This is a genomic window from Cognatundibacterium crateris, assembly GCF_010078235.1.
In the GTDB taxonomy this organism is placed as follows: Bacteria; Pseudomonadota; Gammaproteobacteria; order Burkholderiales; family Burkholderiaceae_D; genus Undibacterium; species Undibacterium crateris.
Window position 1 is genome coordinate 386933 of the sequence record NZ_JAABOS010000002.1, and the last position, 25118, is coordinate 412050.

Annotated in this window: 24 protein-coding genes; 2 read left to right on the forward strand and 22 right to left on the reverse strand. The window is 54.2% G+C overall.

What is annotated here, in order from left to right:
• Positions 1 to 59 precede the first annotated feature (59 nt).
• From EYB48_RS04970 to EYB48_RS04990, 5 genes are all read right to left on the reverse strand, one after another.
• Complete coding sequence (locus EYB48_RS04970; protein ID WP_162019198.1) at positions 60 to 1445, reverse strand: M16 family metallopeptidase; 1386 nt, start codon at positions 1443 to 1445, stop codon at positions 60 to 62.
• A 254-nt stretch (positions 1446 to 1699) separates the two neighbouring features.
• Positions 1700 to 3061, reverse strand: coding sequence for a hypothetical protein (locus EYB48_RS04975; RefSeq protein WP_162019199.1), 1362 nt, complete (start codon positions 3059 to 3061; stop codon positions 1700 to 1702).
• A 1-nt stretch (position 3062) separates the two neighbouring features.
• Entirely contained in the window at positions 3063 to 3824 is a 762-nt protein-coding gene (locus EYB48_RS04980; RefSeq protein WP_162019440.1) for an outer membrane lipoprotein-sorting protein, read from the reverse strand.
• A gap of 55 nt (positions 3825 to 3879) precedes the next feature.
• On the reverse strand, positions 3880 to 5310 hold the full coding sequence (locus EYB48_RS04985) for an ABC transporter permease (protein WP_162019200.1): 1431 nt from the start codon (positions 5308 to 5310) through the stop codon (positions 3880 to 3882).
• Complete coding sequence (locus EYB48_RS04990) at positions 5307 to 6002, reverse strand: ABC transporter ATP-binding protein (protein ID WP_162019201.1); 696 nt, start codon at positions 6000 to 6002, stop codon at positions 5307 to 5309. The genes EYB48_RS04985 and EYB48_RS04990 overlap by 4 nt, the downstream gene beginning before the upstream one ends.
• Before the next feature lie 302 nt (positions 6003 to 6304).
• On the opposite strand from EYB48_RS04990, the gene EYB48_RS04995 reads away from it, so the two are divergent.
• Both EYB48_RS04995 and EYB48_RS05000 read left to right on the forward strand, forming a co-directional pair.
• The gene (locus tag EYB48_RS04995) at positions 6305 to 7315 is read left to right on the forward strand and encodes a M14 family zinc carboxypeptidase (RefSeq protein WP_162019202.1); all 1011 of its coding nucleotides are present in this window, start codon (positions 6305 to 6307) and stop codon (positions 7313 to 7315) included.
• 16 nt (positions 7316 to 7331) lie between these two features.
• A complete protein-coding gene (locus EYB48_RS05000; protein WP_162019203.1) occupies positions 7332 to 8117 on the forward strand; it encodes an alpha/beta fold hydrolase in 786 nt (261 codons plus the stop codon).
• A gap of 25 nt (positions 8118 to 8142) precedes the next feature.
• On the opposite strand, the gene EYB48_RS05005 is transcribed toward EYB48_RS05000, so the two are convergent.
• The 17 genes from EYB48_RS05005 to EYB48_RS05085 form a co-directional block, all read right to left on the reverse strand.
• Positions 8143 to 9054 (reverse strand): hydroxymethylglutaryl-CoA lyase, encoded by a 912-nt coding sequence (locus EYB48_RS05005; protein WP_162019204.1) that lies wholly within the window; start codon positions 9052 to 9054, stop codon positions 8143 to 8145.
• A 23-nt stretch (positions 9055 to 9077) separates the two neighbouring features.
• The gene (locus EYB48_RS05010) at positions 9078 to 9824 is read right to left on the reverse strand and encodes a pyridoxine 5'-phosphate synthase (protein WP_162019205.1); all 747 of its coding nucleotides are present in this window, start codon (positions 9822 to 9824) and stop codon (positions 9078 to 9080) included.
• 59 nt (positions 9825 to 9883) lie between these two features.
• Positions 9884 to 10267, reverse strand: a complete 384-nt coding sequence (locus EYB48_RS05015) for an endonuclease domain-containing protein (RefSeq protein ID WP_162019206.1) — start codon at positions 10265 to 10267, stop codon at positions 9884 to 9886.
• A 172-nt stretch (positions 10268 to 10439) separates the two neighbouring features.
• On the reverse strand, positions 10440 to 12449 hold the full coding sequence (locus EYB48_RS05020) for an acetyl-CoA carboxylase biotin carboxylase subunit (RefSeq protein ID WP_162019207.1): 2010 nt from the start codon (positions 12447 to 12449) through the stop codon (positions 10440 to 10442).
• 127 nt (positions 12450 to 12576) lie between these two features.
• The gene (gene bioB, locus EYB48_RS05025; protein WP_162019208.1) at positions 12577 to 13605 is read right to left on the reverse strand and encodes a biotin synthase BioB; all 1029 of its coding nucleotides are present in this window, start codon (positions 13603 to 13605) and stop codon (positions 12577 to 12579) included.
• Positions 13592 to 14314: a dethiobiotin synthase gene (bioD, locus tag EYB48_RS05030; protein WP_162019209.1), complete on the reverse strand. Its 723-nt coding sequence runs from the start codon at positions 14312 to 14314 to the stop codon at positions 13592 to 13594. The genes bioB and bioD overlap by 14 nt, the downstream gene beginning before the upstream one ends.
• Positions 14314 to 15597 carry an 8-amino-7-oxononanoate synthase gene (gene bioF, locus EYB48_RS05035; protein WP_162019210.1) on the reverse strand — a complete coding sequence of 428 codons (1284 nt, stop codon included), beginning with the start codon at positions 15595 to 15597 and terminating at the stop codon, positions 14314 to 14316. Before bioF ends, bioD begins: the two co-directional genes overlap by 1 nt.
• The gene (bioA, locus tag EYB48_RS05040) at positions 15590 to 16930 is read right to left on the reverse strand and encodes an adenosylmethionine--8-amino-7-oxononanoate transaminase (protein ID WP_328823254.1); all 1341 of its coding nucleotides are present in this window, start codon (positions 16928 to 16930) and stop codon (positions 15590 to 15592) included. Before bioA ends, bioF begins: the two co-directional genes overlap by 8 nt.
• A gap of 178 nt (positions 16931 to 17108) precedes the next feature.
• On the reverse strand, positions 17109 to 17888 hold the full coding sequence (locus EYB48_RS05045; RefSeq protein WP_162019212.1) for an enoyl-CoA hydratase/isomerase family protein: 780 nt from the start codon (positions 17886 to 17888) through the stop codon (positions 17109 to 17111).
• Positions 17889 to 17987: 99 nt separating this feature from the next.
• Positions 17988 to 19409 carry a S1C family serine protease gene (locus EYB48_RS05050; RefSeq protein WP_162019213.1) on the reverse strand — a complete coding sequence of 474 codons (1422 nt, stop codon included), beginning with the start codon at positions 19407 to 19409 and terminating at the stop codon, positions 17988 to 17990.
• 15 nt (positions 19410 to 19424) lie between these two features.
• Complete coding sequence (locus EYB48_RS05055) at positions 19425 to 19979, reverse strand: hypothetical protein (RefSeq protein WP_162019214.1); 555 nt, start codon at positions 19977 to 19979, stop codon at positions 19425 to 19427.
• 178 nt (positions 19980 to 20157) lie between these two features.
• Complete coding sequence (locus EYB48_RS05060; RefSeq protein ID WP_162019215.1) at positions 20158 to 20910, reverse strand: hypothetical protein; 753 nt, start codon at positions 20908 to 20910, stop codon at positions 20158 to 20160.
• A gap of 99 nt (positions 20911 to 21009) precedes the next feature.
• Positions 21010 to 21933, reverse strand: a complete 924-nt coding sequence (locus EYB48_RS05065; protein ID WP_235934911.1) for an alpha/beta hydrolase family protein — start codon at positions 21931 to 21933, stop codon at positions 21010 to 21012.
• Positions 21934 to 21937: 4 nt separating this feature from the next.
• Positions 21938 to 23560, reverse strand: coding sequence for a carboxyl transferase domain-containing protein (locus EYB48_RS05070; protein ID WP_162019216.1), 1623 nt, complete (start codon positions 23558 to 23560; stop codon positions 21938 to 21940).
• Positions 23561 to 23639: 79 nt separating this feature from the next.
• Positions 23640 to 24032, reverse strand: a complete 393-nt coding sequence (locus EYB48_RS05075; protein WP_162019217.1) for a YchJ family protein — start codon at positions 24030 to 24032, stop codon at positions 23640 to 23642.
• Positions 24029 to 24433 (reverse strand): rhodanese-like domain-containing protein, encoded by a 405-nt coding sequence (locus EYB48_RS05080; RefSeq protein ID WP_162019218.1) that lies wholly within the window; start codon positions 24431 to 24433, stop codon positions 24029 to 24031. Before EYB48_RS05080 ends, EYB48_RS05075 begins: the two co-directional genes overlap by 4 nt.
• A gap of 49 nt (positions 24434 to 24482) precedes the next feature.
• Positions 24483 to 25088 carry a 2-hydroxychromene-2-carboxylate isomerase gene (locus tag EYB48_RS05085; RefSeq protein WP_162019219.1) on the reverse strand — a complete coding sequence of 202 codons (606 nt, stop codon included), beginning with the start codon at positions 25086 to 25088 and terminating at the stop codon, positions 24483 to 24485.
• Positions 25089 to 25118 lie beyond the last annotated feature (30 nt).

Sequence of the window (25118 nt, forward strand, 5' to 3'; positions counted from 1 at the left end):
TTCGTATCGCTCATCTGCCACTGACAATAGCAACATCATGCCTAAACCAATCAGGCTGGCTACTTTGCACGTGCTGGTGTTTTTTTTTCTGGTGTGGCCTGATCTGCCTGACTATCACGTGGATCAATAAATATCCCTAGTGTCCTGTTTTCTGGTCTGAACCAATGCTGCACACTTTGCCGGTAAGTCGCCGCATCCAATTGCTCAACTTGTTCGCGTAGGCGGTAATAACTTTGCCAGTCGCCACTCGCCACATGAGATGCGATACGCTCCACAAAGAGTTTTGGCGATTTTTCATTTTTATTCAAATCATCCAATAACTCTGCTTTTTGTGCATTGATCATCTTATCCGTCACCCGCAAAGCAAAATTCTTTTCTTCCTGTGCCAGAAATTTTTTCAGTTCCGTGAGCTGCTTCTCTGTACTCAAGCGTATCCGCAACATGAAAGCGCTGCCGTGTACAAATGGGAAGATGTAGGAGCCGACAGACTCTGCTTTTTTCGCGTCCAGCAAGGTCTTTTGCCAAATACCGGTATCCGTATCAGGGAAAATCAGTGCACTTGTCATTCGTGCGACGGCAAACTCCGGTGAATTCAGTGGCGGCACTTTATAGGCGACCCAAACCACTGGCTTGGCATTGTGCGCACGGCTGATAAACTCCCGCTCTCCATACTGCGGCAATTTCTGATATTCAAACTTCTTTGAATCTGGTTGCGACACAGCCAGACTGGAGAATTGTTCCGTAATCAGCGCTAAGGTGCCCGGTAAATCGAAATTCCCCGCGATCACGAGTGTGGCGCGGTCCGGACGATAGTGTTCTGCCCAGTATTGTTTGATATCTTGCAGGGTGATGCGCTGTAAATCTGCTCTTTCACCAGCCGGATTAACCGCATAGGCTTCATTTCTGAAGATATCTTTCAACATCAGCTCGTATTCCTGAGCGATTTTGTCCTGATGCGTAGCAGTGAGTTCTTTGTCGACTTCGTCTATCGCTTGCTGCAAGTATGGCAAATGATCTTTAAATTGGCTCATACGCTGCTTTTCCATCTCGATGATGGAAATCAGTTCTACCGCATTTTCCAGGCGCGAGCGATAGTAGGTAAAGTCACTGGCAGTTATGCCTATTCCTTTGAATTTCAAATCCGGATAGTCAGTCTTATGCTTATCCATGCTTCGATACACCAGGTAATGCTCTAACACATGGGTAGTTTCTCTTAATCCCAAGCGCTCATTTTTCCTCCCATGGTGATAAATCATATTTACAGCCAGTTCCGTGCCAGCTGTATCCGGTTTGAGCAAAATCTGCAATTGATTGTTGAGGCGATATTCATGCACGCCGTGATACTCGCCGACATACCTGACATCATCCTGATTCGCAGTTGCACCCCATGCCGGAGTAGCTGCAATCACGGTAACGAACCACATCAACCAAACTAAGCAACGCATCTCCATTCCGGCTCCATGCTGTATACAAAAAAATGATTTTAATTGAATAATTATCAATAATGTGGAGTATTTTCTTATGACGAAAACGGCCCCAGATCAGCCTTGTCGGATAGAGATTTTTTAATGCACCACCGGGTACTGTTTTCTATGGGAAGCCATCAGCTGTATATCGCCAAATTCCCGGCAACTTAGGTAATAAAGAAGGAGAGCGCCCAAGCTGAGCGTCCTCCCGCCTTAGTCTGACACGCATAAACTCAAAAATACTGCCTCAGCAGCACGCGCCAGCCGGATTCGGTATTGATCGCGCCATATTGACTCAAGGCGCTGCCGCTGTTTTTTTGCCATTGCAGGGCGACGTCCAGTTTGCCCTGGTGATAACGGGCTTCCAGCCACAGGCGTTTGCTGGCGTCTTGCTGGTCGCGGTTCAGCATGGCGCTGAGGTCGAGGTGTGAAATAAGTGCATCCTGCCAGCTCGCATACAAAAACAATTGCTGCCGGGTCGGGCTTTGCTGTGCCAGTTGCGCGGCATTGCGGTACGCGGCGTACAGCGGCAAAGGTCCGCGCTGCAGCCTGTCCCAGCCATCCTGATCGGCGGCACGTCCATTGATATGCAACTCGGCAGTCAGGGTCAGTTTATTCTGCGTGGTATAGCTGACACCGGCTGCCCATTGATTGTGCCAGGCTGTTTGCCCGCTTTGCTGTGCAGCGAACGGCCGCAACGCTGTGTTTTGCACGACCTGATCCAGCAGCGAACTGCTGTGACCACCGGCCCATTCCAGATAGGTCACGGTCGCATCATTGACCAGACCGGAAATCGTGGCGCCAAACTGCGCAGGCTGATGACGCTGCTGCATGATCAGGAATTGCGGCGAGAAGTCGGCGACTTTCTGACTCAGCACCAGCAAATAACGGTCGCTGTGATTGGTCGCCCCCACATCCGGATTCCAGCCCGCCTGCACGCCGGCATCGGCCAGACGCGGTGCTGCAATCAGCGTGGCGGAGCCGCCATCCCACAATTGCTGGGCGCGCAGCATGATGCTGCCCTGGCGGTTTTCTTTCAGACTGGCCGGATCAATCGAGACCAGTGAGCGCACTGCGCCATCCTTGAAAAAATCAACCGGGTTATAGCCATAGGCCACGCCATTGCGCACATTGATGCGTCCCACATCAAACAGCTGGCTGTCTTGCGGCTTCCAGCTCAGATAGGCTTCTTTGAGCGTATTGACCGCATGTTCGCCTTTGCTGTTGGCTGGCCAGCTCAGATCAAGCCGGTCAGCCAGCAACAAGCGCCATTGTTGATGCAGGCTCAGATCCCATTGCAGGTCAAACGAAAGCCGCTGCTCCTGCTGCTCACGGGTTTGACCACTGCTTTGGCGCAGTTGCTGCGCACCTGCTCCCGCCTCAGCATAGAAACGCCAGGCACGGGGTGCTTCCGGCGCTTTGACCATGGTATCGGCCAGCTTGAGCGCATCCAGATCAGGATCTTCCACTGGCGCAGTTTGTGCCAGCGTCAGACCTGAGCTACACAGCAAAGCAGCCAGCAGAGCCAGACGCAGCACGCTGTTTGGATGTGTCAGCCTGGTGTGGCGGGCTGAACGCAACTGTAAGGCTGGCATTTTATTCCGGCTTAAAGCGTGGCAGATAATCGCGTTGCAGCCAGGTCTCAGGCACTTCGCGTTTTACCCAGTCGCTGTAACGCATGATGGTGACCCAGTCCGGTTCCAGACCATCGATGATCACGGTTTCAGTCGGCCGCTCGGCACCGAACACCGGCTGATAACGGCGGTAATACGCGGTCTTCAGCAGCTTGCCGCTTTCGGAATAAAAGCGCGACTTAATCGGACGCATACTGGACTGGTCTACCCACATCACAATGCGGTGGTAGCTCGCACTGTCATTGGCTGCATTCAGTTCCAGTTTGATGCTGCGGCGGTTCTGGCGCTCGCCATCCTGCGTGTCTTCTTCACTGGCACTGACCGCCTGATAATCTTTGGCAAAGTTCACCGTCACCACATCCCCATTCGATGCCTGCCCCAGCAAGCGCTGTTGCGGTGACAGCCGGATACTGGCTTTGCTGGACGGGTCAAAGAACCACATGTCCTTACCATTAAACAGGATCAGCTTATTCGCATCGCGTGCCGGTGCCAGATAGCGCACCAGGCTGCGGAACTGGCCACCCTTAGGATCGGCTTTGGAATAGATCGCCAGTGTGCTCGCATCGGTCTCTTTGCCTTTGCGGTATTCGACCAGGGTATTGGTCAGACCGAAAGGAAAATCAGGATTGCGTATCGCATCGCTGGCCGCCAGAATTTCCTGCGGCGTCGCCGCCATTGCCAGCTGACTGCAGACACTCAGACCAGCCAGCAAGGCCAACGCCATGAAACGGCGGGCTTGGGCTGCTGACAAAACAGAGAATGTAGCCATAGAATTTTCCTCATACATGACGCAAAGCGTCGACAATTTCAAATTTTGCTGCACGGTTAGCCGGCCACCAGGCAGACAGCGTGGTCACGATTATCATGCTCAGCATACTGCCGATCAGCAGTGGCAAATCCTGCCCTACCCGCACCAGGATCAGATAGGCATAAGAATAGCCGGGCGGCGTCCAGGTCCAGCCGCTGTGGTTGATCAGGTAAGCCACCGCCAGCGCGCACATTGCGCCCAGGATGGCACCGATCACACCGAGCACCAATGCCTCGCATAAGAACAGGCGCCGGATACCGGAGCGACGCAGGCCGATAGCGCGCAGGGTGCCGATTTCAGCCGTGCGTTCCACCACTGCGGTACTCATGGTATTCCCTATCGTGAATAAGACGATCACACCGATCAGCATCGCGATAAAACTGAACATGGAATCCATGAACTGATTGGTCTGTCCATAGGTAGGATTCAGAGCTTCAAAATCGAGTACATCCAGCGTCTGATCAGGAAATTTTTCTTTGAGCAGCGCGGCAATACGCGCTCTGGCCTGCGGAATTTGCTGAGTCAGTTCCAGCTGCACCATCAGCGCGGTGACTTCGGGTTCGCGCTTGCCATAGATCAGGCGCTGCGCCTGCTGCAAATGCATCGCCATGTAAATATCATCGAGCGCCTTGATGCCCATATTATTGGCCTTGATCGCCTGCAGACTCGCGACATTCGGCGCACCGCCTGAGGTGGCGGCCAGCATTTCAATACGGTTTTCTGTGACGACCGGCTGACTGTCTTTCTCCAGCGCCGAGAGGGCTGAAATATCGTCGGGTAAGCTGCTGCCTGCACTTTCATTAGTGCTCGCATCCGCGCTTTGTTTCGGTACAGCTTTTGCTTCCTCTTTACGCTGGTCACGGCAATGGCTGTCCTGCAGCAGACTGCAGAGCTTGAGCTTGCGCGCCACGCCCTGCCCGACCACTACCGCATCAATGCTCTGTCCTTCCAGCGGCATCGGCAAGGCGTAACTTTTCACGCCATACTGATTCCAGCGCAGCATGGCATTGCGCTCTTCCGGCACGATACCGACTGCCATCACCGAGCGTGAAATACCGGCTGCGAAATTCCCGGCAATACCGCCCAGTTGCAGCGTAGGCGTGACCACCCTGAGCATAGGACGCAACTCAGCATCATCGCGCAAAGCCTGGATCACCTGTCGATAATCGCGTATGCCATAAGCGCTAGGATTATCGCTGCCATCTAAAAAATAGCCGCTGCGCTGAATCTGCAAATGGCCGGTGTATTGCACAAAGCCGGTCAGCGAACCATACATAATATTCGAGCGATAACCGCCAAACAGCAAGATCGCGGTCAGGCCCACCACCATAGTCAGCACTGTGGTCAGCGAGCGGCGGCGGTTACGTAATAAATTGCGGATAGCCAGCATCAGGGTATTCATGCCTGCACCTCCTTCTGTGCGCTACCGACGATTTTGCCATCGCGGATAAACACCACATCATCGGCCTCGGCCTGAATCTGCGGATCATGGGATGAGAACACAAATGACACCTGACGTTCGCGCTGCATACGGCGCATCAGCGCAATCACTTCCGCACCGGTCTGGCTGTCCAGATTGGCGGTCGGCTCATCGGCCAGCACCAGCTCAGGCTGTATCGCCAGTGCGCGCGCTATCGCCACACGCTGCCGCTGTCCGCCCGATAACTGGCCCGGTAAATTATCGCGCCGGTTACTGAGACCGACGTCATCCAGCAAAGCCAGCACGCGCTTCTTACGCTCTGCTGCAGGCACATTCGCGAGTATCAGTGGGTATTCAATATTTTCATAGGCGCTGAGCACAGGCAGCAAGTTGAAATTCTGAAAAATGAAGCCGATATGACGCGCACGAAAATCCGACAAATCATCGTCCTTCATTTTCTGCACTTCCAGACCCGCAACCAGAATCTGCCCGCTGTCCGGACGGTCCAGACAACCAATCAGATTCAGCAAGGTGGTTTTTCCGCTGCCCGAGGGACCGGACAACACGGTAAAGCGATCAGGTGCTATATCGAGCGTAATATCACTCAGCGCAGGCACATCCACCGCATCCATGTGATAAATCTTAGCGACCTCTTTCAAACGTACAGGAAACATAGATTTTTCTCCAAAAAAGCAAACCGGTGCCAGACCCAGCCCCCAGTCGCCAGCGCATCGTATACGGTTTAAACAAACGAAACTTGTACATTTGCGACATCTTGCTTCATTTTGGCACGGTCTGCCTTGCTCTCCCCTGGTCTGCACCCGAACACACAACGCACTGGATGTGAGACGGCAGCAACGACAAAAAACCACAGGTGTTCAGGTGCTGAAAAATATTTCCATCCTGCACAGAGTCTTTCTTGCTTTATAAGGCCTCGTCCTCTAGGATGGCAGGGTCTTTTTTTCCAGCCACCGCCATGCCTGCATTGCCTGAGTTAAAAGAATTGGAACGTATTATCCAGCTGGGCCAGTCTCAGCTGGACGTGGCGGTGCTATGTGATGTGGACGTACAGCATAAGCGTTTTCCAGTGTACCGGCTGGCCTTGGGCAATCCTGATCCGGCCAAACCCGCGATCGGTTTTTTCGGCGGCATTCATGGACTGGAACGCATAGGCACTCAGGTCTTGCTGTCTTTTCTGCGTGGCTTACTGACGCGTCTGCAATGGGATAAAAGTCTGCAGCACATGCTGGACGACGTGCGGCTGGTGTTTATGCCACTGATGAATCCGGGTGGTATGTGGCTGGCTACCCGTGCCAATCCTAACGGTGTCGATCTGATGCGCAATGCGCCGGTCGAGGCACTCGATAAAGTCCCGTTTCTGCTCGGTGGTCATCGTTACAGCCGCCACCTGCCCTGGTATCGCGGGCCACTCGACGCACCGATGGAAATCGAGAATCAGGCGCTGGTGCGCGCGGTACGGGAAGAATTACTGGGCCGCCCCTTCAGTGTGGCGATAGACTGCCATTCCGGCTTCGGTCTGCGCGACCGGGTCTGGTTCCCCCATGCGCACAGCGTGCATCCGATACCGCATCTGGCCGACATCCTGGCGCTGGAAGAGTTATTCCAGCAAACCCATCCGAATCACCGCTATCTGTTTGAACCACAAAGCCTGCAATATCAGACCCATGGCGATATCTGGGATTATCTGTATCTGGAGGCGCAACAACAGCCGGAGCGCAGCTTTTTGCCACTGACGCTGGAAATGGGCTCCTGGTTGTGGGTCAAAAAAAATCCGCGCCAGCTGTTTTCGCGCCATGGCATGTTTAATCCTGTGGCGGAACACCGGCTGCACCGGGTACTGCGGCGACATAACTCCTGGCTGGATTTCCTGATGCGCGCCACCTGCGGCTATCAGCAATGGCTGGCCAGCGGCCCTACCCGTCTGCGTCTGCAGGAACGGGCGGTACAACGCTGGTACCGGCCATGACAGGATGGCGGGCGGTATGAGCTGGGTTTTATTACGCGGTCTGATGCGCGAACAGCGCCACTGGGGCAGCTTTGTCACCGCCCTGCAGCAAGCCTATCCGGATCAGCGCATCCTGACGCTGGACTTTGCTGGCAACGGCGTTTTATCAGCGCAAAACAGCGCCACCAGTGTGGCTCAGATGGTGGAGCAATTGCGTGCGCAGTTAGGTACACAATTTGGACAACAGCAGTCAGGCAAAATCCGGCTGATGGCGATTTCTTTGGGGGCAATGGTGGCAGTTGCCTGGGCTGAGCGCTATCCACATGAAATTCAGGATCTGACGCTGATCAATACCAGCCTGGCGCCGCATAGTCCGTTTTATCAACGTCTGCGTCCACGCAATTATGCGGTGCTGGTATACACAATGTTGTGTGGCAGCTTACAGCAACGTGAGCAACTGATACTGCGTCTGACCAGTCAGCGCTTTAACGGCACCGCCGCAAAAGAGGAAGCTGCGGAAATCGTCGCGCACTGGGTCAGCCTGGCGCAGGCCCATCCGGTACGCCGTCGCAATGTGCTGCGCCAGCTGTATGCGGCCATGCATTACCGCGCGCCGGATCAGGCGCCAGCTGTCGCTTTACGCATCCTGGCCGGTGCCAAAGATGCGCTGGTGAATCCGCAATGCTCCATCACGCTGGCCCAACGCTGGAATGCCGAATTACGGCTGCATCCAGAGGCCGGACATGATCTGCCGCTGGATGATGCCGACTGGGTGATACGGCAAACGCTGGACGCGATAGCTAAGCCGCTAAGTCCAACGTGATAGTCCAGCGACTTAGTCCAAACACTTAGCCCAGACGCTTAGCCGCCAGCGCATTGCCTGCGCGGCTGACTGCTTTGCGGCCCAGGTGGGCAGAGATGAACTGACCTGCATCGACCACCGCATCCAGATCGATGCCGGTGTGTATGCCCAGGCCCTGCAGCATGAATAACACATCTTCAGTAGCGACATTACCGGTTGCGCCTTTGGCGTAAGGGCAGCCACCGAGGCCAGCGACACTGGAATGGAAAATCGAAACGCCGACTTCCAGGCTCGCATAGATATTGGCCAGTGCCTGACCATAAGTGTCGTGGAAGTGACCGGACAAGCCAGCCAGCGGGAATTCCTGTGCCACGCTTTGCATCACGTGCTGTACCTGTCTGGCGGTGCCCACGCCTATGGTGTCGGCGATGTCGATTTCGTCGCAACCCAGATCGCGCAAACCACGCACCACATCCGCCACGCTGCTGACCGGCACCTCGCCCTGATACGGACATCCAAACGAACAACTGATACTGCCACGCAGACGGATCTGATGCTGCTTGGCGGCAGCCGCCACTTCGCGGAAACGTTCTATCGATTCAGCGATGGAGCAGTTGATATTTTTTTGTGCGAACGCTTCCGAAGCTGAGCTGAAAATCACCACTTCATCCGCACCAGCCGCGAGTGCCGCTTCAAAGCCCTTCATATTCGGCGTGAGTACCGAATAAATCACACCGGGTTTGCGCGTGATCGCTGCCATCACTTCAGTCGAAGTCGCCATTTGTGGTACCCATTTGGGTGACACAAAAGACGCGGCTTCGATATTGGCAAAACCGGCGGCAGTCAGGCGGTTCACCAGTTCGATTTTGACTTCAGCCGGGATGCTTTCTTTTTCGTTTTGCAAACCATCGCGTGGTCCGACTTCAACGATTTTGACTTGTTGCGGTAACTGCGACATTTGTGTTCCCCCTGTGTTCCTCTTTAAGCGGCAGCCTGGGCTGCCTGCACGATAGCCAGATACTGACGTGTGACGCTGTCCATGCCTTGCTCCAGGCTTTCCACAATCACGGCATGACCGATAGAGACTTCGAGTATGCCGGGAATCTGTAAAAAACGGCCCAGATTCTGCAGGTTCAGATCGTGACCCGCATTCACACCCAGACCCGCCTGCTGCGCGCGTTTCGCGGTATCGGCGAACTGCGCCCAGATTGCATCGTTCTCAGCACTGCCATAAGTTTCTGCATAGGGCTCGGTATATAACTCAACACGGTCAGCACCGAGCTGACGCGCCAGTGCCAGATCAGCGTCAGAAATACCTGCATCAACAAACAGACTGCTGCGTATGCCCGCCGCCTGCAATTGCGCCAGTACCGGTGCCAGCAGCGCCGCATCGCGCTGCATATCCCAGCCGTGATCGGAGGTCAGCTGATCCGGCGCATCCGGTACCAATGTGCATTGCGCCGGACGATGGCGTAACACTACGTCCATGAATTCTTGTGCAGGATAACCTTCCACATTCAGTTCTGCACCGCGTTGCTGACACAGGCGACCTAAACTGTCCACATCCGAGTAACGCGCATGCCGCTGATCCTGACGCGGATGCAGGGTAATCCCGGCCACACCGAGTTCGAGAAAGCGTGCAGAAAACGCATCCACATCCGGATAATTCCGGCCGCGCGAATTGCGCAGCAAAGCGATTTTATTGATATTGATAGAGAGTAGTGTCATTTCAATTCCTCATGGCGCCATGCATATGGCGAACTGTGGCAAGCAATCAGCATAGGTCATCATTGTAGGCCTTTGTTTTGTAACGCGTGATAAATCGCTTCCAACACGGCCTCAGTCTCATTCAACATTTGATGGTTCCAAAAACGAAGAGTAGTAATTTTTAGCGACCGCAGAAAAGCATCACGCTGGCGGTCATAATCCTGTTGTTCACTGTGCTGACCGCCATCCAGCTCTATCGCCAGCTGATACTCTGCGCAATAAAAATCAATGATGTAACTGCCAATCACATGCTGACGCCGGAACTTAACGTTCGCGATCCTTCTGTTTCGCAGCAGACTCCAACATAGTGCTTCTGCATCCGGCATATTTTTACGCATTGCTCTCGCATAGCGTTTCAACTCTTCCGGCAACGCCCTTGGAGGATGTGGAGTCAGATCAGACATGTTGAGCTTATCCAGTATATCAATGCTGTCCGCTGCTCCCCTCTCCCGCGAGCGGGGGAGGGGCCGGGGGTGAGGGTGGTGGCAAAGGCTGAACAGACATTTCATTCATTGCCAATTATCAAGCGCCCTCATCCCTGCCCTTCTCCCGTTCACGGGAGAAGGGTTCCAAACCTTACTGCGCAAACGCCAGCAATTGCGCGCCTTCGCTGACCTGATCACCAACTGCATACAAAACTTCATCGATCACGCCGTCATGCGGTGCTGAAATCGTGTGTTCCATTTTCATGGCTTCCATGATCAGCAAAGCATCGCCTTTTTTCACTTCCTGTTGCGACTTGACCAGCACTGCCACGATCTTGCCCGGCATCGGTGCGGTCAGGCGGCCGCCTTCGGCTTCTGTCTCACCCGCATGGGCCAGCGCATCCTGATACTGCAGTACGCTGTGCTGACCCTGGCTGAATACATGGAAGAATTCACCATCACGCACCACGGTGGCACGCACAGTTTGCTCGCCCAGCGCCAGCACGATGTCATTGCCACTGGCTTGCACCAGACGCACTTCCGCTTCCTGCTGCGCGCTGCGTATGCGCCAGCCCTGCGCCAGATAGGTGACACTGACACTGTGCGCCTGCTGTTCTTCCGTCCATTCCAGATTGCGCTGTAACTGACTGTTCATGCGCCAGCCGTGGCTGCTCTGCCACGGATCGCTGCCAGTGCTTTGTTCGGAACGCAGCAAAGCCACAGCGGCGCAGGCCAGCGTGCTCAGTGTAGCGGGCTGTAAAGCCGGGAATAAGCTGGCCTGATTGCGTTCGATCAGACCGGTATCCAGATCCGCGCCCGAGAAAGCCTGCCCCGTCACCAGGCGCGATAAAAAGCCGATATTCGAATGCAGGCCCACGATCTGATATTGCGCCAACGCCTGCGCCATCCGCGCCAGTGCTTCCTGACGGTCTTTACCCCAGACGATCATTTTCGCGATCATAGGATCATAGAAAGGCGAAATGGTATCGCCTTCGCGCACACCGCTGTCGATACGGAAAGCCGCGGGTTCAGCAGCGCCGCCCAGCGTGAAACTGACTGCCTCTGGCGTGCGCAAATGACGCAAAGTACCGATAGAAGGCAGGAAGCCTTTCTCCGGATTTTCTGCATATACACGCGCTTCGATGGCATGGCCATGTATCCGCAATTCGGATTGTTGCAGCGGCAGTTTTTCACCGGCGGCGACACGCAGCTGCCATTCCACCAGATCGGTACCGGTAATCATTTCTGTGACCGGATGTTCGACCTGCAGACGGGTATTCATTTCCATGAAGTAGAAAGAGCCATCCTCGCCGTTACGAGCTTCTTCTGCAATGAACTCAACCGTACCCGCACCGACATAGCCGACTGCTTTGGCGGCGGCTACTGCGGCCTCGCCCATGGCTGCACGGCGCTCCGCGGTCATGCCGGGTGCCGGTGCTTCTTCCAGCACTTTCTGATGACGGCGCTGTACCGAGCAATCGCGCTCAAACAGATACACGCAATTGCCATGGGTATCAGCGAAGACCTGAATTTCGATATGACGCGGACGCTGCAGATATTTTTCTGCGAGTACCTTGTCATCGCCAAAGGAATTGATCGCCTCGCGTTTGCAGGATGCCAGACCGTCTTTGAAATCCTTGCTGCTTTCAATCACGCGCATGCCCTTGCCGCCGCCACCGGCGCTGGCTTTCAGCAAGACCGGATAACCGATGCGGTCGGCTTCAGTCTGCAAAAAGTCTGGGTCCTGATTGTCACCGTGATAGCCGGGTACCAGCGGTACATGGGCTTTTTCCATCAGCGATTTAGCTGCAGATTTACTGCCCATAGCTTCAATCGCAGAGGCTGGCGGGCCAATGAATGCGATGCCGTTACGGGCGCAGGCTTCGGCGAACTCACTGTTCTCAGACAGAAAACCATATCCAGGATGAATCGCCTGGGCACCTGTCGCCAATGCCACCGCGATGATTTTGTCAGCGCGCAGATAGCTTTCCTTGGCTGCCGCCGGACCAATCAGCACCGCTTCATCACAAACCGCCACATGCCTGGCATTGGCGTCCGCTTCCGAATACACAGCGACGGTTTTAATACCCATGCGGCGTGCAGTCGCAGCGACACGGCAGGCAATTTCGCCACGGTTGGCGATCAGGATTTTGGTGAACATGGTCTCTATCTTTCTTATTAAGTCATTTAAAATCGTTCAACACCGATCTCAGCAACAGTCAGGCTGAAACGCTTTGCGCCCGACTGCTGCAGTGTCTCCGGATCGCGCTGAACGATGCCAGGCTTGATCAGCTGCAGCTACCTGCTTTCGCTTCCACTTTGCCACGGGTTTTCAGGCCCAGTTTGGCCAGCAATACGCGGTCGTCTTCAGCTTCCGGATTTTCGGTCGTGAGTAATTTATCGCCATAGAAAATCGAGTTGGCGCCAGCCAGGAAGCACATCGCCTGTACCGCTTCACCCATTTGACGACGACCGGCGGATAAGCGCACGCGGGCTTTCGGCATGGTGATGCGGGCAACTGCGATGGTACGTACAAATTCCAGCGGATCGAGCGGATCGAGGCCGTGTAAAGGTGTGCCTTCTACCTGTACCAGATGATTGACCGGCACCGATTCCGGATAAGGATTCAGATTCGCCAATTGGGCGATCAGACCGGCGCGCTGACGGCGAGATTCACCCATGCCGACGATGCCGCCGCAGCAGACTTTGAGACCGGCATTGCGCACATGACCCAGGGTATCCAGACGGTCCTGATAGTCACGGGTAGAAATCACATTGTTGTAAAACTCAGGTGCGGTATCGAGATTATGGTTGTAGTAATCCAGACCCGCGTCAGCCAGACGCTGCGCCTGCTCTTCTTTCAGCATACCGAGCGTGGCGCAGGTTTCCAAACCCATGGCTTTGACTTCGCGCACCATGGTTTCGACTTTTTCCATGTCGCGGTCTTTCGGTGAGCGCCATGCTGCGCCCATGCAGAAGCGGGTCGCGCCGTTTTCACGTGCGGCCTTGGCGGCATCCAGCACTTCGCGCACATCCAGCATTTTTTTCGCTTCCACGCCGGTATCGTAACGTGCAGCCTGCGGGCAGTAACCGCAATCCTCTTCGCAACCGCCGGTCTTAATCGATAACAGTGTCGCGAGTTCCACATCGCCATCCGGGAAATTAGCGCGATGCGCGGACTGCGCTTTGAACATCAGTTCATTAAAAGGCAGATCGAACAAGGCCAGCACATCGTCTACCGGCCAGGTTTCAGCTTCAATTTTTTTCACAGGGGGCTGAAAGCTCAGCGGCTGTTGCAGGGGTTCATTGGCTTGCATAAGTCTTCCTTGACTGAAGTGTGTTGAGGTCGAGACAGGCAGCAGCAGCGCTGCGCTGTTCCGTGGCCGTTCCGCGCAGACGCGGGATGTGGCCTAGTAAGGGAGCGGCGATGCGCTGGGCAATCGCGGCGATATTGTCTTGCAGGTAGAGCATGTCGGGATCGACGGTATTGGCAATCCAGCCAGCCAGCGTCAGGCCTTGCGCACGGATCGCCTGTGCCGTCAGCAAGGCATGGTTGATGCAACCCAGGCGCAGGCCAACCACTAAGATCACCGGCAAATTCAGTACTTGCGCCAGTTGCGCAGTATCGGTGTGCTCATTGAGCGGCACGCAAAAACCGCCCACGCCTTCCACGATCACCACATCGGCTAAACTGCGCGCCTGTTCACAGGCGGCCTGTATGCGCGGCAGTTCTATCGACACGTGTTCCAGCTTGGCCACGATATGCGGTGCCGCGGGCGTCTGCATCAGGTAAGGACAAACCAGCGTTTGCGGCGCCTGCACGCTGGATGCCGCCATCAGGGCGTCGACATCTTCGTTATGCCATTGTTCATCGCGCCATTCCGCACCCGATGCAATCGGCTTCAGACCCAGCGTGCTGGCACCCTGCTGGCTGAAGGCCTGCAATAAGGCGCTGCTGCAAAAGGTCTTGCCGATTTCAGTATCGGTCCCGGTGATAAAAAAGTCGCGCTCGCGCAGTGTCATCATCAGGCCACCTCGGCAAAGCACTGTGCCACATAACTCATCTGATCCAGACGATTAATGGCCTGGATCAATTGCTGTACCTGCACTTCGCTGTGCGCAGCAGACAGGGTGACGCGCAGACGCGCGCTGCCTTGCGGCACAGTAGGCGGGCGTATCGCACCGACCCAGTAACCCTGATCCAGCAAATTACCGGCAATGCTGAGCATCGCTGCATTGGCACCAATCACAACCGGCTGAATGGCGGTAATGGATGGCATCAGTTGCCACATCTGCAGATTCAGGCCTTCACTGAACTGATGAATCAGCTTATTCAGATGGGCGCGTCTTTGCTGGCCTTCTTCACCGCTGATGATGTCTATGCTGGTCAGCAAGGCATGCGCCAGCGCCGGTGCGGCAGCGGTGGTGTAGATATAGGCACGCGCTTTCTGGATCAGCCATTCAATCACGGTTTCATGGGCGGCCACGAATGCACCGCCAACACCGGCCGCTTTGCCCAGTGTGCCCATGTACACCAGATTCGGTGACTGCAGCGCAAAGTGTTCCAGCACACCGCGTCCGTGCTCACCCAGCACGCCAAAACCATGCGCATCATCGACGATCAGCCAGGCATCGTATTGTTCGCATAAGGCCAACAGACGCGGCAGTTCGGCGATATTGCCATCCATGCTGAATACGCTGTCCGTCACCACCACCCGTTTTTGATGGCGGCAGTTTTGCAGCATGCTTTCTAATGCGGCATAGTCTTTGTGCGGAAACACCTGAGTATGCGCGCGTGACAGCCGCACACCGTCGATCAGCGAGGCATGGTTCAGTTCTTCAGAAAACACAGCCGCATCTTTGCCCGACAAGGCAGTGACTACGGCCTGATTCGCCATATAGCCAGTGCAGAAATACAGTGCACGTGCCTGCGCAATACAGGGCGACATGAATTCTGCCAGCCGCTCTTCCAGCGCCATATGGGCGCGGCTGTGGCCACTGATCAGATGCGAGGCACCACTGCCGGCGCCATACAGCGATGCGCCTTTTTGCAAGGCTTGTACCACCAGCGGATGGGTCGCTAAACCCAGGTAATCATTGCTGCAAAATGCGACCAGATCGCGGTCTTCGGCGCGCAGGTTGGCACCGTGCACATGCTCTACCGTGCGACGGCGACGTATCAAATGCTGCTTATCCAGCTCTGCCAGTTCTTGTTGTAAGCCTTGCAGTAAAGGATGGCCTGCCGCTGCCAGCTGCAAATGCTGGCCGGACGTGCTGCTGTCGGCAGGATGTTGGGGACGACTACTCATGCATAACCTTTTCAAATACGTTCATGGTTTTCTGTGCCAGCAAGGCGATTTCTTCATCGCTCAAAATATACGGCGGCATCAGATACACACTGCGCCCTATCGGACGCATTAATAATTCTTCCTGCAGCGCGGCGCTGAAAAAGCGGCGCGAGAAGGTCGCAGCACGTGCCGCGTCAGGCTCTATCGCATCGAACGCGAAGATCATGCCTTGCTGCCTCACATGTGCGACCCGGCTGTCATTCTGCAGCGGCGCGAAGGCAGTCGCGATAGCCTGCGCACGCGCACGGTTGGCGCTCAATACCTGATCATCTGCAAAAATCTGCAAAGTCGCCAGCGCCGCACGGCAAGCCAGCGGATTGCCGGTATACGAATGCGAATGCAGGAAACCACGGCGCACATCGGTATCATAAAACGCCTGATACACCGCATCGGTACTCATGACCAGACTCAGTGGCAGATAACCACCGCTGATGCCCTTGGACAGGCACAGCAGATCAGGCCAGATGCCAGCCGATTCACAGGCAAAGAAAGTGCCGGTGCGGCCACAGCCGACTGCAATTTCATCCGCGATCAAATGCACCTGATACTGGTCGCATAAGGCACGCAGACGCTGCAGATACACCGGATCATGCATCGCCATACCGGTTGCACATTGCACCAGCGGTTCTATGATGACCGCCGCCACTTTGCCGCTGCGCTGCTGTAACACGCGCTCCAGATCGGCGGCAGCACGCAAGGCCACATCGGCTGCGCTTTCACCGGCTTGCGCCAGACGCGCATCGGGTGAGCTGACCACATGTGCTCTTTGCAGCATGGGACCATAGGCATCGCGAAACAGACTCACATCGGTGACGGCGAGTGCACCGACGGTTTCGCCGTGATAACTGCCCTGCACGCAAATGAATTCCTGCTTCTCAGTCTGGCCCTGATTACGCCAGGCATGAAAACTCATTTTTAAGGCAATTTCCACTGCCGAAGCGCCATCTGAGGCATAGAAGCAATGTCCAAGCTGATGCGCAGTCAGCGCCGCCAGTTGCTCAGATAATTCAATCACCGGCGCATGGGTGAAACCAGCCAGCATCGCATGTTCGAGCTGATCCAGCTGGTCTTTGAGTGCAGCATTGATACGTGGATTGGCATGGCCGAACAGATTGACCCACCAGGAGCTGATCGCATCCAGATAGCGCCGGCCTTCCATGTCATACAGCCAGATACCACGACCGTGACTGACCGGTATCAGCGGCACCGATTCATGATGTTGCATCTGAGTGCAGGGATGCCAGACATGTTGCAGGCTCCTGCTGACCCAGTTCGTTTGTGTTTCCAAAATCACTCCAGACTACGGATCAGACTGAGCTAAGCCGCCATCGCTGCGGCGGCATCCGGCTTAGCTCAATCCGGTTAACAAAGCGCGTATTTTATGCGACTTTTCACCAGCTTCCGGTGTTAGACCCCGCAATCCGGGCGGGATAGCGGGTTATTCTTAATTTTTTACTACTTAAAATTGCACTTCAGTTCAGCCAGGACGGTTTGCGTTTTTCCAGGAAAGAACGCACTCCTTCGCGTCCCTCCTCAGAGGCGCGGATCTGGGCGATGCCTTCCACCGTAGCCGCGATCAGCGTCGGCGTGATTTCGCGCCCGGCCACATCCTGCACCAGACGCTTAGCCTGACGCACCGCATGCGGGCTGTTCGATACCAGCGCTTTTGTCAGTTCAGCGACCTTGCTGTCCAGCGTCTCTGCGCTCACCAGCTCATGCACCAGCCCGCAACGCTGCGCCTCGGCGGCGCTAAAGCGTTCAGCCGTGATGAAGTAACGGCGTGCCGCGCTTTCGCCCATCGCCTTGATCACATACGGAGAAATTGTGGCTGGTATCAATCCCAGCCTGACTTCGCTCAGACAGAAATTCGCGCTATCCACGCAGACCACGATATCACAAGCCGCCACCAGCCCCATGCCACCGGCATAGCAATCGCCCTGCACCTTAGCCAGCACCGGCTTGCTGCAACGGTAAATCGCTGCCAGCATGGCGGCCAGCTGCCCCGCATCGGCGAGGTTTTCAGCATGGGTATAGTCCGCCATTTTTTTCATCCAGTTCAGATCGGCACCAGCGCAAAATGCCGGACCGTTGGCAGCCAACACCACTGCACGTACCGTGTCGTCATTATCCAATTGCTGAAACACCTGAGTGAGTTCGGCGATGGTGGTTTCGTTAAATGCATTACGCACATCGGGACGGTTCAGGGTCACGGTGGCGATCTTATGTTCTGTGCTGACGATTAGTGTTTCCAACAAATTCTCCTGATAAGTTCTGTTCTGCTGCTTGAGCACCTACTACATTCACCCTGGCACAATTTGCACCGTTAAAGTATGTGCGCAAGCACCATCAATTTAGTTTGTAGACTGCAACTCTTTTGGTAGACGGAACACCACGATGCCATTCACCGCATACAGATAACAGGAACGCTGGTAATAGCGTTCACATTCACCCAGTATGCGCACATGCGGTTCAGGCGAGGATTCCGGACTCTTTGAAGTAGTACCGTTTGACAAATAAGATCTCCCATCAGCAGTGATCGCAAATGCGCGTGGAAATGCCTTGCTCAGGAATACCTCGTAGCCCACCCTGACTCCAAATTTTTCGAGCTTACTAATATCGCTGATACTAGCGAAACCGGATGCAGGCGGTAAGGGTGTAGCTCCAGTGTAAACAGTGATATCTCGTGTCGGCTTGAACACTACACGATCATCAACCGCATACAAATAACAAGGTTTTTGGTATCTTTCTTCGCAATCCTTTGCAGCACGTAACCGTGGTTCAGGGGAGGAGGCCGGATTTTTTGGTGATCTGCCAAACGCTATCCACCAGCCCGTTCCACCCTCCGCTATCGCAAATGCACGTGGCATTTCAGCTTTGAGGAAATTTTCATACCCTTTTCTCGCACCGAACTGATCGAGCTTTGCAATATCATTGATGTCAGCAAAACCGGACTCAACAACCGGTGTCGGACGTTTGAATATCTCATTCAATTCCGGTCCGGTAACAACAGGCCGGGGGCTGGGGTTTGGACTTGGGCTAGGGTTGGCGGGTGGACTGACCACCGCAATGGTATCAGCGGGCTTAGGCACATTATTTTGCGCAGTAGTACCCGTACGGTAACGCTCAAGTGCAGCCTGACTACGTGCCGGCAATTCACGAACCCAGTTAATCGGTATCGCGAAATTCAAGTTCTGTGCCGCATCAATGCCAGCAGAAGTGATACCGACCAAATTACCGTTCTCATCGAACAAGCCACCGCCGCTGGAACCGTGAGAAATCGGTGCCGATATCTGTATCAGATTCAGCTGATTTTCTTTATCACGGCGCAAAGCCGAGACCAGCCCGTCACTCAAGGTCTGTTCCATATTGACCGGATTGCCTATGGTATAAACTCTTTGCCCCACCACCAACTGACTGGCATCTCCCATCGGTACTGGCACAGCGGGCAGATCTGCGGCACGTAACTGGCACAAATCGCGCTCTATATCGATATGCTCTAACTGCGCCGGGAAATTTTTATTTTGCTGATTCAGCATAATCTTGGCAGCCTTGCTGATCACATGGCAATTGGTCAAAAGCACACCCTTACCAGTCACGACGGCACTACCCTGGCTCATTGCTTTACCAGCTTTATCAAAACTGAACACCCGCCACACACTGGGTGCCAGCCTTGCATACAGCTTGTCCGGACTCTCCGCACGAGTCGGGTTACCGAATACCGCATGGGTACATAGCAAACCAAGGCAAACCGCACGGTGCACAGTTAATCTCATCGTGTCATCCTTTGCTTATCTGGCCGGTAGCAAATCTTTAAAGTCATCCAGGCTGCTTTTCGGGCTATTTGCTTTCGAGGCTTGCATACGCTTGGATTCGCTCAAAGGCACGCATTGTTTGCCGTTGATATTACGAAACAACAAACTCTCTTCAAACCTGGGCTTGCCAGCTTCAGTCACATCATAAACTATCGCCAGGCAGCCGCTTTCATCCAGACTGGCATCGAGCAAATAGCTACGTCCAGCTTTAGGCACAAAAGAAAAATTCACATTGCATGTAGATCCGGATCGAAAACCCTCAAGACTCATCGTATTGAGCACGTTAGCCTGTAAGCGGGTGGTATGCTTATTGGTCGGGCCATCTCCATGCATAATTGTCATAGGACCAGCGCAGGACAGCGGACTCTGAAACAGATTAAGCCGGAAGCTACGCCCCGCCAACACGCTTGGCTGTATAGTGAGTTGTACTGTATTGCCTCCCACCGGTGGCACATACGTCGTGACACAGGCAACCAATGCAGATAACAGCGCCAAACCTGCAAATAATTGACCTAACTTTTTCTTTTGCATACTCAGTTTCCGTCGATAGAAATATCACTGAACTGCATGGAAATGCAGGCTCTACGTTTCCAGATTTCAGTTATTCTGAACTGTCCTTTAAGACTTATCTTGCTACAAGCAACCTGAATTTTTCCATATTGCGATTGATCGCCTTTTTACGCAACTGCATAGCCATTCTATGATTCAGTCACCTTTCGATTTTTGCTAAGGGAAAGTCAGGCAAAGCGATCATGGGCTTCTTGTTCAGACTGGCGCGGTAAGTATCAGACATTAACTGTGACCATGCAATGAACTGCTGCATATATGCAGAGCGAGCCGGATCGCTTTCCACCCTGTCTTTATGCCAGTCATTTTTCGACCACTGTGTCACATTTTTTGACGGCGGCAAGCCAGCAAACTCAGGATTCCACCAAACCTTTACCAGCAAACAATCGCCAAACTGATATTTGTCATACATGGCTGCCAGCGTCGTTGTCGGCAATTTGATACCCTGCTCAGCAAACCATAACGAAGTCGGCTGCCACCAAGGCTGTGCACTGCGTTCAAACATTTTTATGCTATGCATGATCAACAAACATTCGGGAAAATCGATGTGGCTATTGAAACTGTCTTTAAAATAAACATCGTCGCGCTTGCATGGCTCAGGCAACCAACGCCTGGTTGAGGTCGATGACACCGATGCGCCCAGCTCGATTGCAGCGCGAAACTGCTTGTCTTTAAGATTCACGAAATACCCAGTCCACACATCTGCACCTTCATCAATTGTGGTCCTGAAGGAGACCCGACGCTTATGTTTGGCCGTCAATATCCAAACACCCGGCGGCAGCGCGAACTCACGTGCACCTATTTGTACGATGCCATCTTCGACGCGATCACCTTGGTTTGCGAGCGCCAGATCAAATGCATAGGCACGGGTAATACCGAGCAGTGCAATCATCATCAGCAGCAGGCTTTGACGGAGAATATAATTTCTAAAACTGTGCATAAGACACCTTATTTTGGCGTTATCAATTTTTGCAGGAAGGTCACTTTTGTTACATCACATCTTCTGAGCGGGAAAACCATGCTCATCAAGGAACTGACTGACTAGCGGTTGCCAGATATCGAAACCGGCGCTGAACAAACTATGTCCGTCACGACCAAAAGGCGGCAATACGTTCAGCTCTGCCTGGCCACCTGCATTGATGAATGCGGCGTGCCACGCGCGGCCGTATTTCGGTGAGAAGTGCTGATCATTTTCGGTGTACAGCCACAACATAGGCGCTTTACTGGTACGACCGAAAGCCGCAAACATCTGGTCCAGTTTATCAGCTTCACAAGGCTCACCCGGACGTGTCTTAGGATCACCACCGGAACCGCCTGCAAAATTAATTGCAGCGATCAGTCCGGGGGGATTTCTGGAGACGGTAGCGACCGTGCTGTAGCCACCTACCGATTGCCCGACCAGCAGCAAACGCTGCGCGTCCACGTAGGGCAGGCGCGCTGCATACGCAATCACGGCCAGAATTTCATCGCTGGCGGCTTGTGCGATTGATGCATAATTTTTAGCTTTACAAGGACCGGCATTTTCCGGGTCTGGTTCGGTGCCGAAGGCGCCGTATCCGATCCGGGTAGGGACGAATACGGCAAAGCCACGCTGCACAAAATATCTGGCTTGCTGCGTCAGTTGGAAACGCGGCGGCTGCGCGCGGTTGGGCGCACGCCCATGATTCAGCAGCACAAATGGAAACGGCCCATCGCCATCCGGCTTAAATTGCGTGATAACGACCTTACCGGTGACGGACTGGCCCGAGCGTTCATTAACGCTCACCGCTATATCGGTCACCGATTCGTGGATATCTGCTGTATCAGCATCGGCTGTAGCGGCGGCTGCAGATAATGCCTTTTTTGCTGCATACGAGGGCGTAGTCATTGCTGCTGTCGTCAACAGCAGCAATGCCAGCCTGAGCACAGAGCGCATCATTGCTTTACATCCTGAACACACCAAATTTCACGTCCGGTATCGGCGCATTCAGCGCAGCACTCAGACCCAGGCCCAGTACCATGCGGGTATCGGCCGGATCGATTACGCCATCGTCCCACAAGCGGGCTGAGGCATAATATGGATGGCCCTGATGCTCATATTGTTCTTTGATCGGTTGTTTGAAGGCCGCTTCTTCTTCGGCGCTCCAGCTGCCGCCTTTGGCTTCTATGCCATCGCGTCTGACTGTTGCCAGCACGCTGGCTGCCTGCTCACCACCCATCACCGAAATACGCGCATTCGGCCACATCCACATGAAGCGTGGCGAGTAAGCACGGCCACACATACCATAGTTACCGGCACCGAAACTGCCGCCGATAATCACGGTGAATTTTGGTACATTGGCAGTCGCCACAGCGGTCACCATCTTGGCACCGTTTCTGGCGATACCTTCGTTTTCATATTTACGGCCAACCATGAAGCCGGTGATATTTTGCAGGAAGACCAGGGGAATCTTGCGCTGGCAGCACAACTCGATAAAGTGGCTACCTTTGAGTGCAGATTCAGAAAACAAAATACCATTGTTAGCGATAATCCCGACAGGCATGCCGTGGATATGCGCGAAGCCACACACCAGCGTGGTGCCGTAACGCGCTTTGAATTCATCAAATGCACTGCCATCGACGATACGCGCGATCACTTCACGCACATCGAAAGGCTTGCGCGTATCGACCGGTATTACGCCATATAATTCGCTGGCCGGATACTTCGGTTCCTGCGGCGCTTTCAGCACGACTTCAGCCGGTTTCTGGCGATTCAGATGAGAGACGATAGTGCGTGCCATCGATAAGGCATGGGTGTCGTTCTGTGCCAGATGATCGACCACACCCGACAAGCGGGTATGCACATCGCCGCCGCCGAGGTCTTCGGCACTCACTACTTCACCGGTGGCCGCTTTGACCAGTGGCGGGCCGCCGAGGAAAATCGTACCCTGGTTTTTGACGATGATGGATTCATCGCTCATCGCCGGTACATAGGCACCACCTGCGGTACAGGAACCCATCACCACTGCAATTTGCGGTATGCCTTTGGCCGACATATTGGCCTGGTTGTAGAAGATACGTCCGAAATGATCGCGGTCCGGGAATACATCATCCTGATTCGGCAAGTTGGCTCCGCCGCTGTCGACCAGATAAATGCAGGGCAGATTATTTTGCTCAGCGATTTCCTGTGCGCGTAAATGCTTTTTGACCGTCATCGGATAATAAGTACCGCCCTTGACGGTCGCGTCATTACACACGATCACACATTCCTGTCCCGCGACCCGGCCTATACCGGTGATCACACCGGCCGATGGTGCTGCGTCATTGCCGTTTTTTTCCTTATACATGTCATACGCAGCGAGCTGCGAAAATTCCATGAACGGCGTACCTGGATCAAGCAGCATCTGCACCCGGTCACGCGGCAATAATTTGCCACGAGCTAAATGTTTGGCACGCGCTTCGTCTCCGCCACCCAGCGCAATACGCGCTATCTTTTGCTTCAGGTCATCCACCACCAGCTGCATCGCAGCGGCGTTGGCTTTGAATTCTTCAGAACGTGGATTCAGTTTGGACTCTAATGTCGTCATAATTTCTTTCCGTTTTTTCTCATTTTTTTGCAGAACGCAGCGCTGCCTGTCTCGTCCGGCAACCATCGCGCTGCCCTGCTTATTCTACGATGCCATCCACATACAACCATTTGCCGTCATATTTCACAAAACGGCTGATTTCATGCAGACGATGGGCTTTGCCGCCTATCTTATAGCGTGCGACAAATTCCACTGTCGCCTGCTCGCCATCGGTATGATGGCGCCTGACTTCCAGTCCCAGCCATTGAGTAGGATCATCATGCGTGATGCGTTCCGCGGGACAGGTACGCTCGTCCCAGGTAGCGCGCAGATAAGCTTCATCATTGCGGGTGTAAGCGCTATAACGCGAGCGCATCAGTGCTTCGGCAGTTGGTGCAGGCTGCCCCTGGTGATACACAGCACAGCATTGTTCATACGCTGCGGCCTGTCCGCAAGGACAGCCCGCCACGGTTTTCTTACTGTTACGACTCATACGATTTTTTTCACTTCCTTTTCCTGCACCGGTGCGCCTGCAGCTTTCCAGGCACCGAAACCACCTTCGATATGGGCCACACGTTCCAAGCCCATATCCTGTAAGGTTTTGGTGGTCAGTGCACTGCGCCAGCCGGCTGCACAGAACAGGATAAATTCTTTGTTATCTTCAAATACCGGACGAAAGTAAGGAGAGTCCGGATCCACCCAAAATTCAATCATGCCACGTGGTGCATGAAACGCACCCGGAATCACGCCTTCACGTTCCAGCTCACGTACATCACGCACATCGATGAATTGCACACCAGCCTGATCAAGCTTGGTCAGTGCTTCTGCCACGCTATAGGTTTTGATCTGCGCAAATGCCTCATCGACCAGTTGCTTGTATCCTTTTTTTAACACGGCAATCTCCTTGATTCACAAGTCCACCACTATCTGCCTAAGGCCAAACTTAAAAACTACCTTCGGCCAGCCATTTTTCCACTTGCGGTAAGCGATCATTACCCCAGAAGGATTCGCCATCCACCCTGATCCAGGGCGCACCGAAGATGCCCTGTGCCACCGCCTGCTCGCATTGCTGCTTGAGCGCATCTTTCCATTCATCCGCTGCACATACAGCCGCTACCGCACTGCCATCCAGCCCCATCTGATCGACAAAGCCGCTGAGCCAGGCGATGTCATTGATGGCTGCCGGTCCGGTGAAATAAGCGCGGCTGACACCACGCACAAAATCACCACAACGCTGCGGCGCGGTTTGTCGTAACCACAGACAAACGCGGGCCGTATTTTGAGTATTGATAGGGAAAGGTTCAGGCAATACAAACGGCAGCCCGGCATAACGTGCCGAGCGCACAAAATCATGCCGGAAGTAGTCAGACATCACCGGCGGGCGCATGGTCAGCGGACTGGAGCCCGTCACCTTGAATACCGCGCCCAGCAAGACTGGCTGCCAGACTACCTCACGTTCATAGCGTGCTGCCAATGCCTCTATAGACTGACTTGCGATATAGGCATAGGGGGATACAAAATCAAACCAGTATTCAACAGGTGCTTTCATGATGTTTCCTCATCCGTCAATTAGTGCGCT

Coding starts and splice junctions, on each gene's coding strand:
- EYB48_RS05000 (WP_162019203.1), top strand. CDS start 7,332: ATGAGCTGGGTTTTATTACGCGGTCTGATGCGCGAACAGCGCCACTGG.
- bioF (WP_162019210.1), bottom strand. CDS start 15,597: ATGAGTAGTCGTCCCCAACATCCTGCCGACAGCAGCACGTCCGGCCAG.
- bioB (WP_162019208.1), bottom strand. CDS start 13,605: ATGCAAGCCAATGAACCCCTGCAACAGCCGCTGAGCTTTCAGCCCCCT.
- EYB48_RS04990 (WP_162019201.1), bottom strand. CDS start 6,002: ATGTTTCCTGTACGTTTGAAAGAGGTCGCTAAGATTTATCACATGGAT.
- EYB48_RS05065 (WP_235934911.1), bottom strand. CDS start 21,933: ATGATGCGCTCTGTGCTCAGGCTGGCATTGCTGCTGTTGACGACAGCA.
- EYB48_RS04970 (WP_162019198.1), bottom strand. CDS start 1,445: ATGCGTTGCTTAGTTTGGTTGATGTGGTTCGTTACCGTGATTGCAGCT.
- EYB48_RS05010 (WP_162019205.1), bottom strand. CDS start 9,824: ATGACACTACTCTCTATCAATATCAATAAAATCGCTTTGCTGCGCAAT.
- EYB48_RS05020 (WP_162019207.1), bottom strand. CDS start 12,449: ATGTTCACCAAAATCCTGATCGCCAACCGTGGCGAAATTGCCTGCCGT.
- EYB48_RS05050 (WP_162019213.1), bottom strand. CDS start 19,409: ATGAGATTAACTGTGCACCGTGCGGTTTGCCTTGGTTTGCTATGTACC.
- EYB48_RS05070 (WP_162019216.1), bottom strand. CDS start 23,560: ATGACGACATTAGAGTCCAAACTGAATCCACGTTCTGAAGAATTCAAA.
- EYB48_RS05055 (WP_162019214.1), bottom strand. CDS start 19,979: ATGCAAAAGAAAAAGTTAGGTCAATTATTTGCAGGTTTGGCGCTGTTA.
- EYB48_RS05015 (WP_162019206.1), bottom strand. CDS start 10,267: ATGTCTGATCTGACTCCACATCCTCCAAGGGCGTTGCCGGAAGAGTTG.
- bioD (WP_162019209.1), bottom strand. CDS start 14,314: ATGATGACACTGCGCGAGCGCGACTTTTTTATCACCGGGACCGATACT.
- EYB48_RS05085 (WP_162019219.1), bottom strand. CDS start 25,088: ATGAAAGCACCTGTTGAATACTGGTTTGATTTTGTATCCCCCTATGCC.
- EYB48_RS05075 (WP_162019217.1), bottom strand. CDS start 24,032: ATGAGTCGTAACAGTAAGAAAACCGTGGCGGGCTGTCCTTGCGGACAG.
- EYB48_RS04985 (WP_162019200.1), bottom strand. CDS start 5,310: ATGAATACCCTGATGCTGGCTATCCGCAATTTATTACGTAACCGCCGC.
- EYB48_RS05060 (WP_162019215.1), bottom strand. CDS start 20,910: ATGATGATTGCACTGCTCGGTATTACCCGTGCCTATGCATTTGATCTG.
- EYB48_RS04995 (WP_162019202.1), top strand. CDS start 6,305: ATGCCTGCATTGCCTGAGTTAAAAGAATTGGAACGTATTATCCAGCTG.
- EYB48_RS04980 (WP_162019440.1), bottom strand. CDS start 3,824: ATGGCGTTGGCCTTGCTGGCTGGTCTGAGTGTCTGCAGTCAGCTGGCA.
- EYB48_RS04975 (WP_162019199.1), bottom strand. CDS start 3,061: ATGCCAGCCTTACAGTTGCGTTCAGCCCGCCACACCAGGCTGACACAT.
- EYB48_RS05005 (WP_162019204.1), bottom strand. CDS start 9,054: ATGTCGCAGTTACCGCAACAAGTCAAAATCGTTGAAGTCGGACCACGC.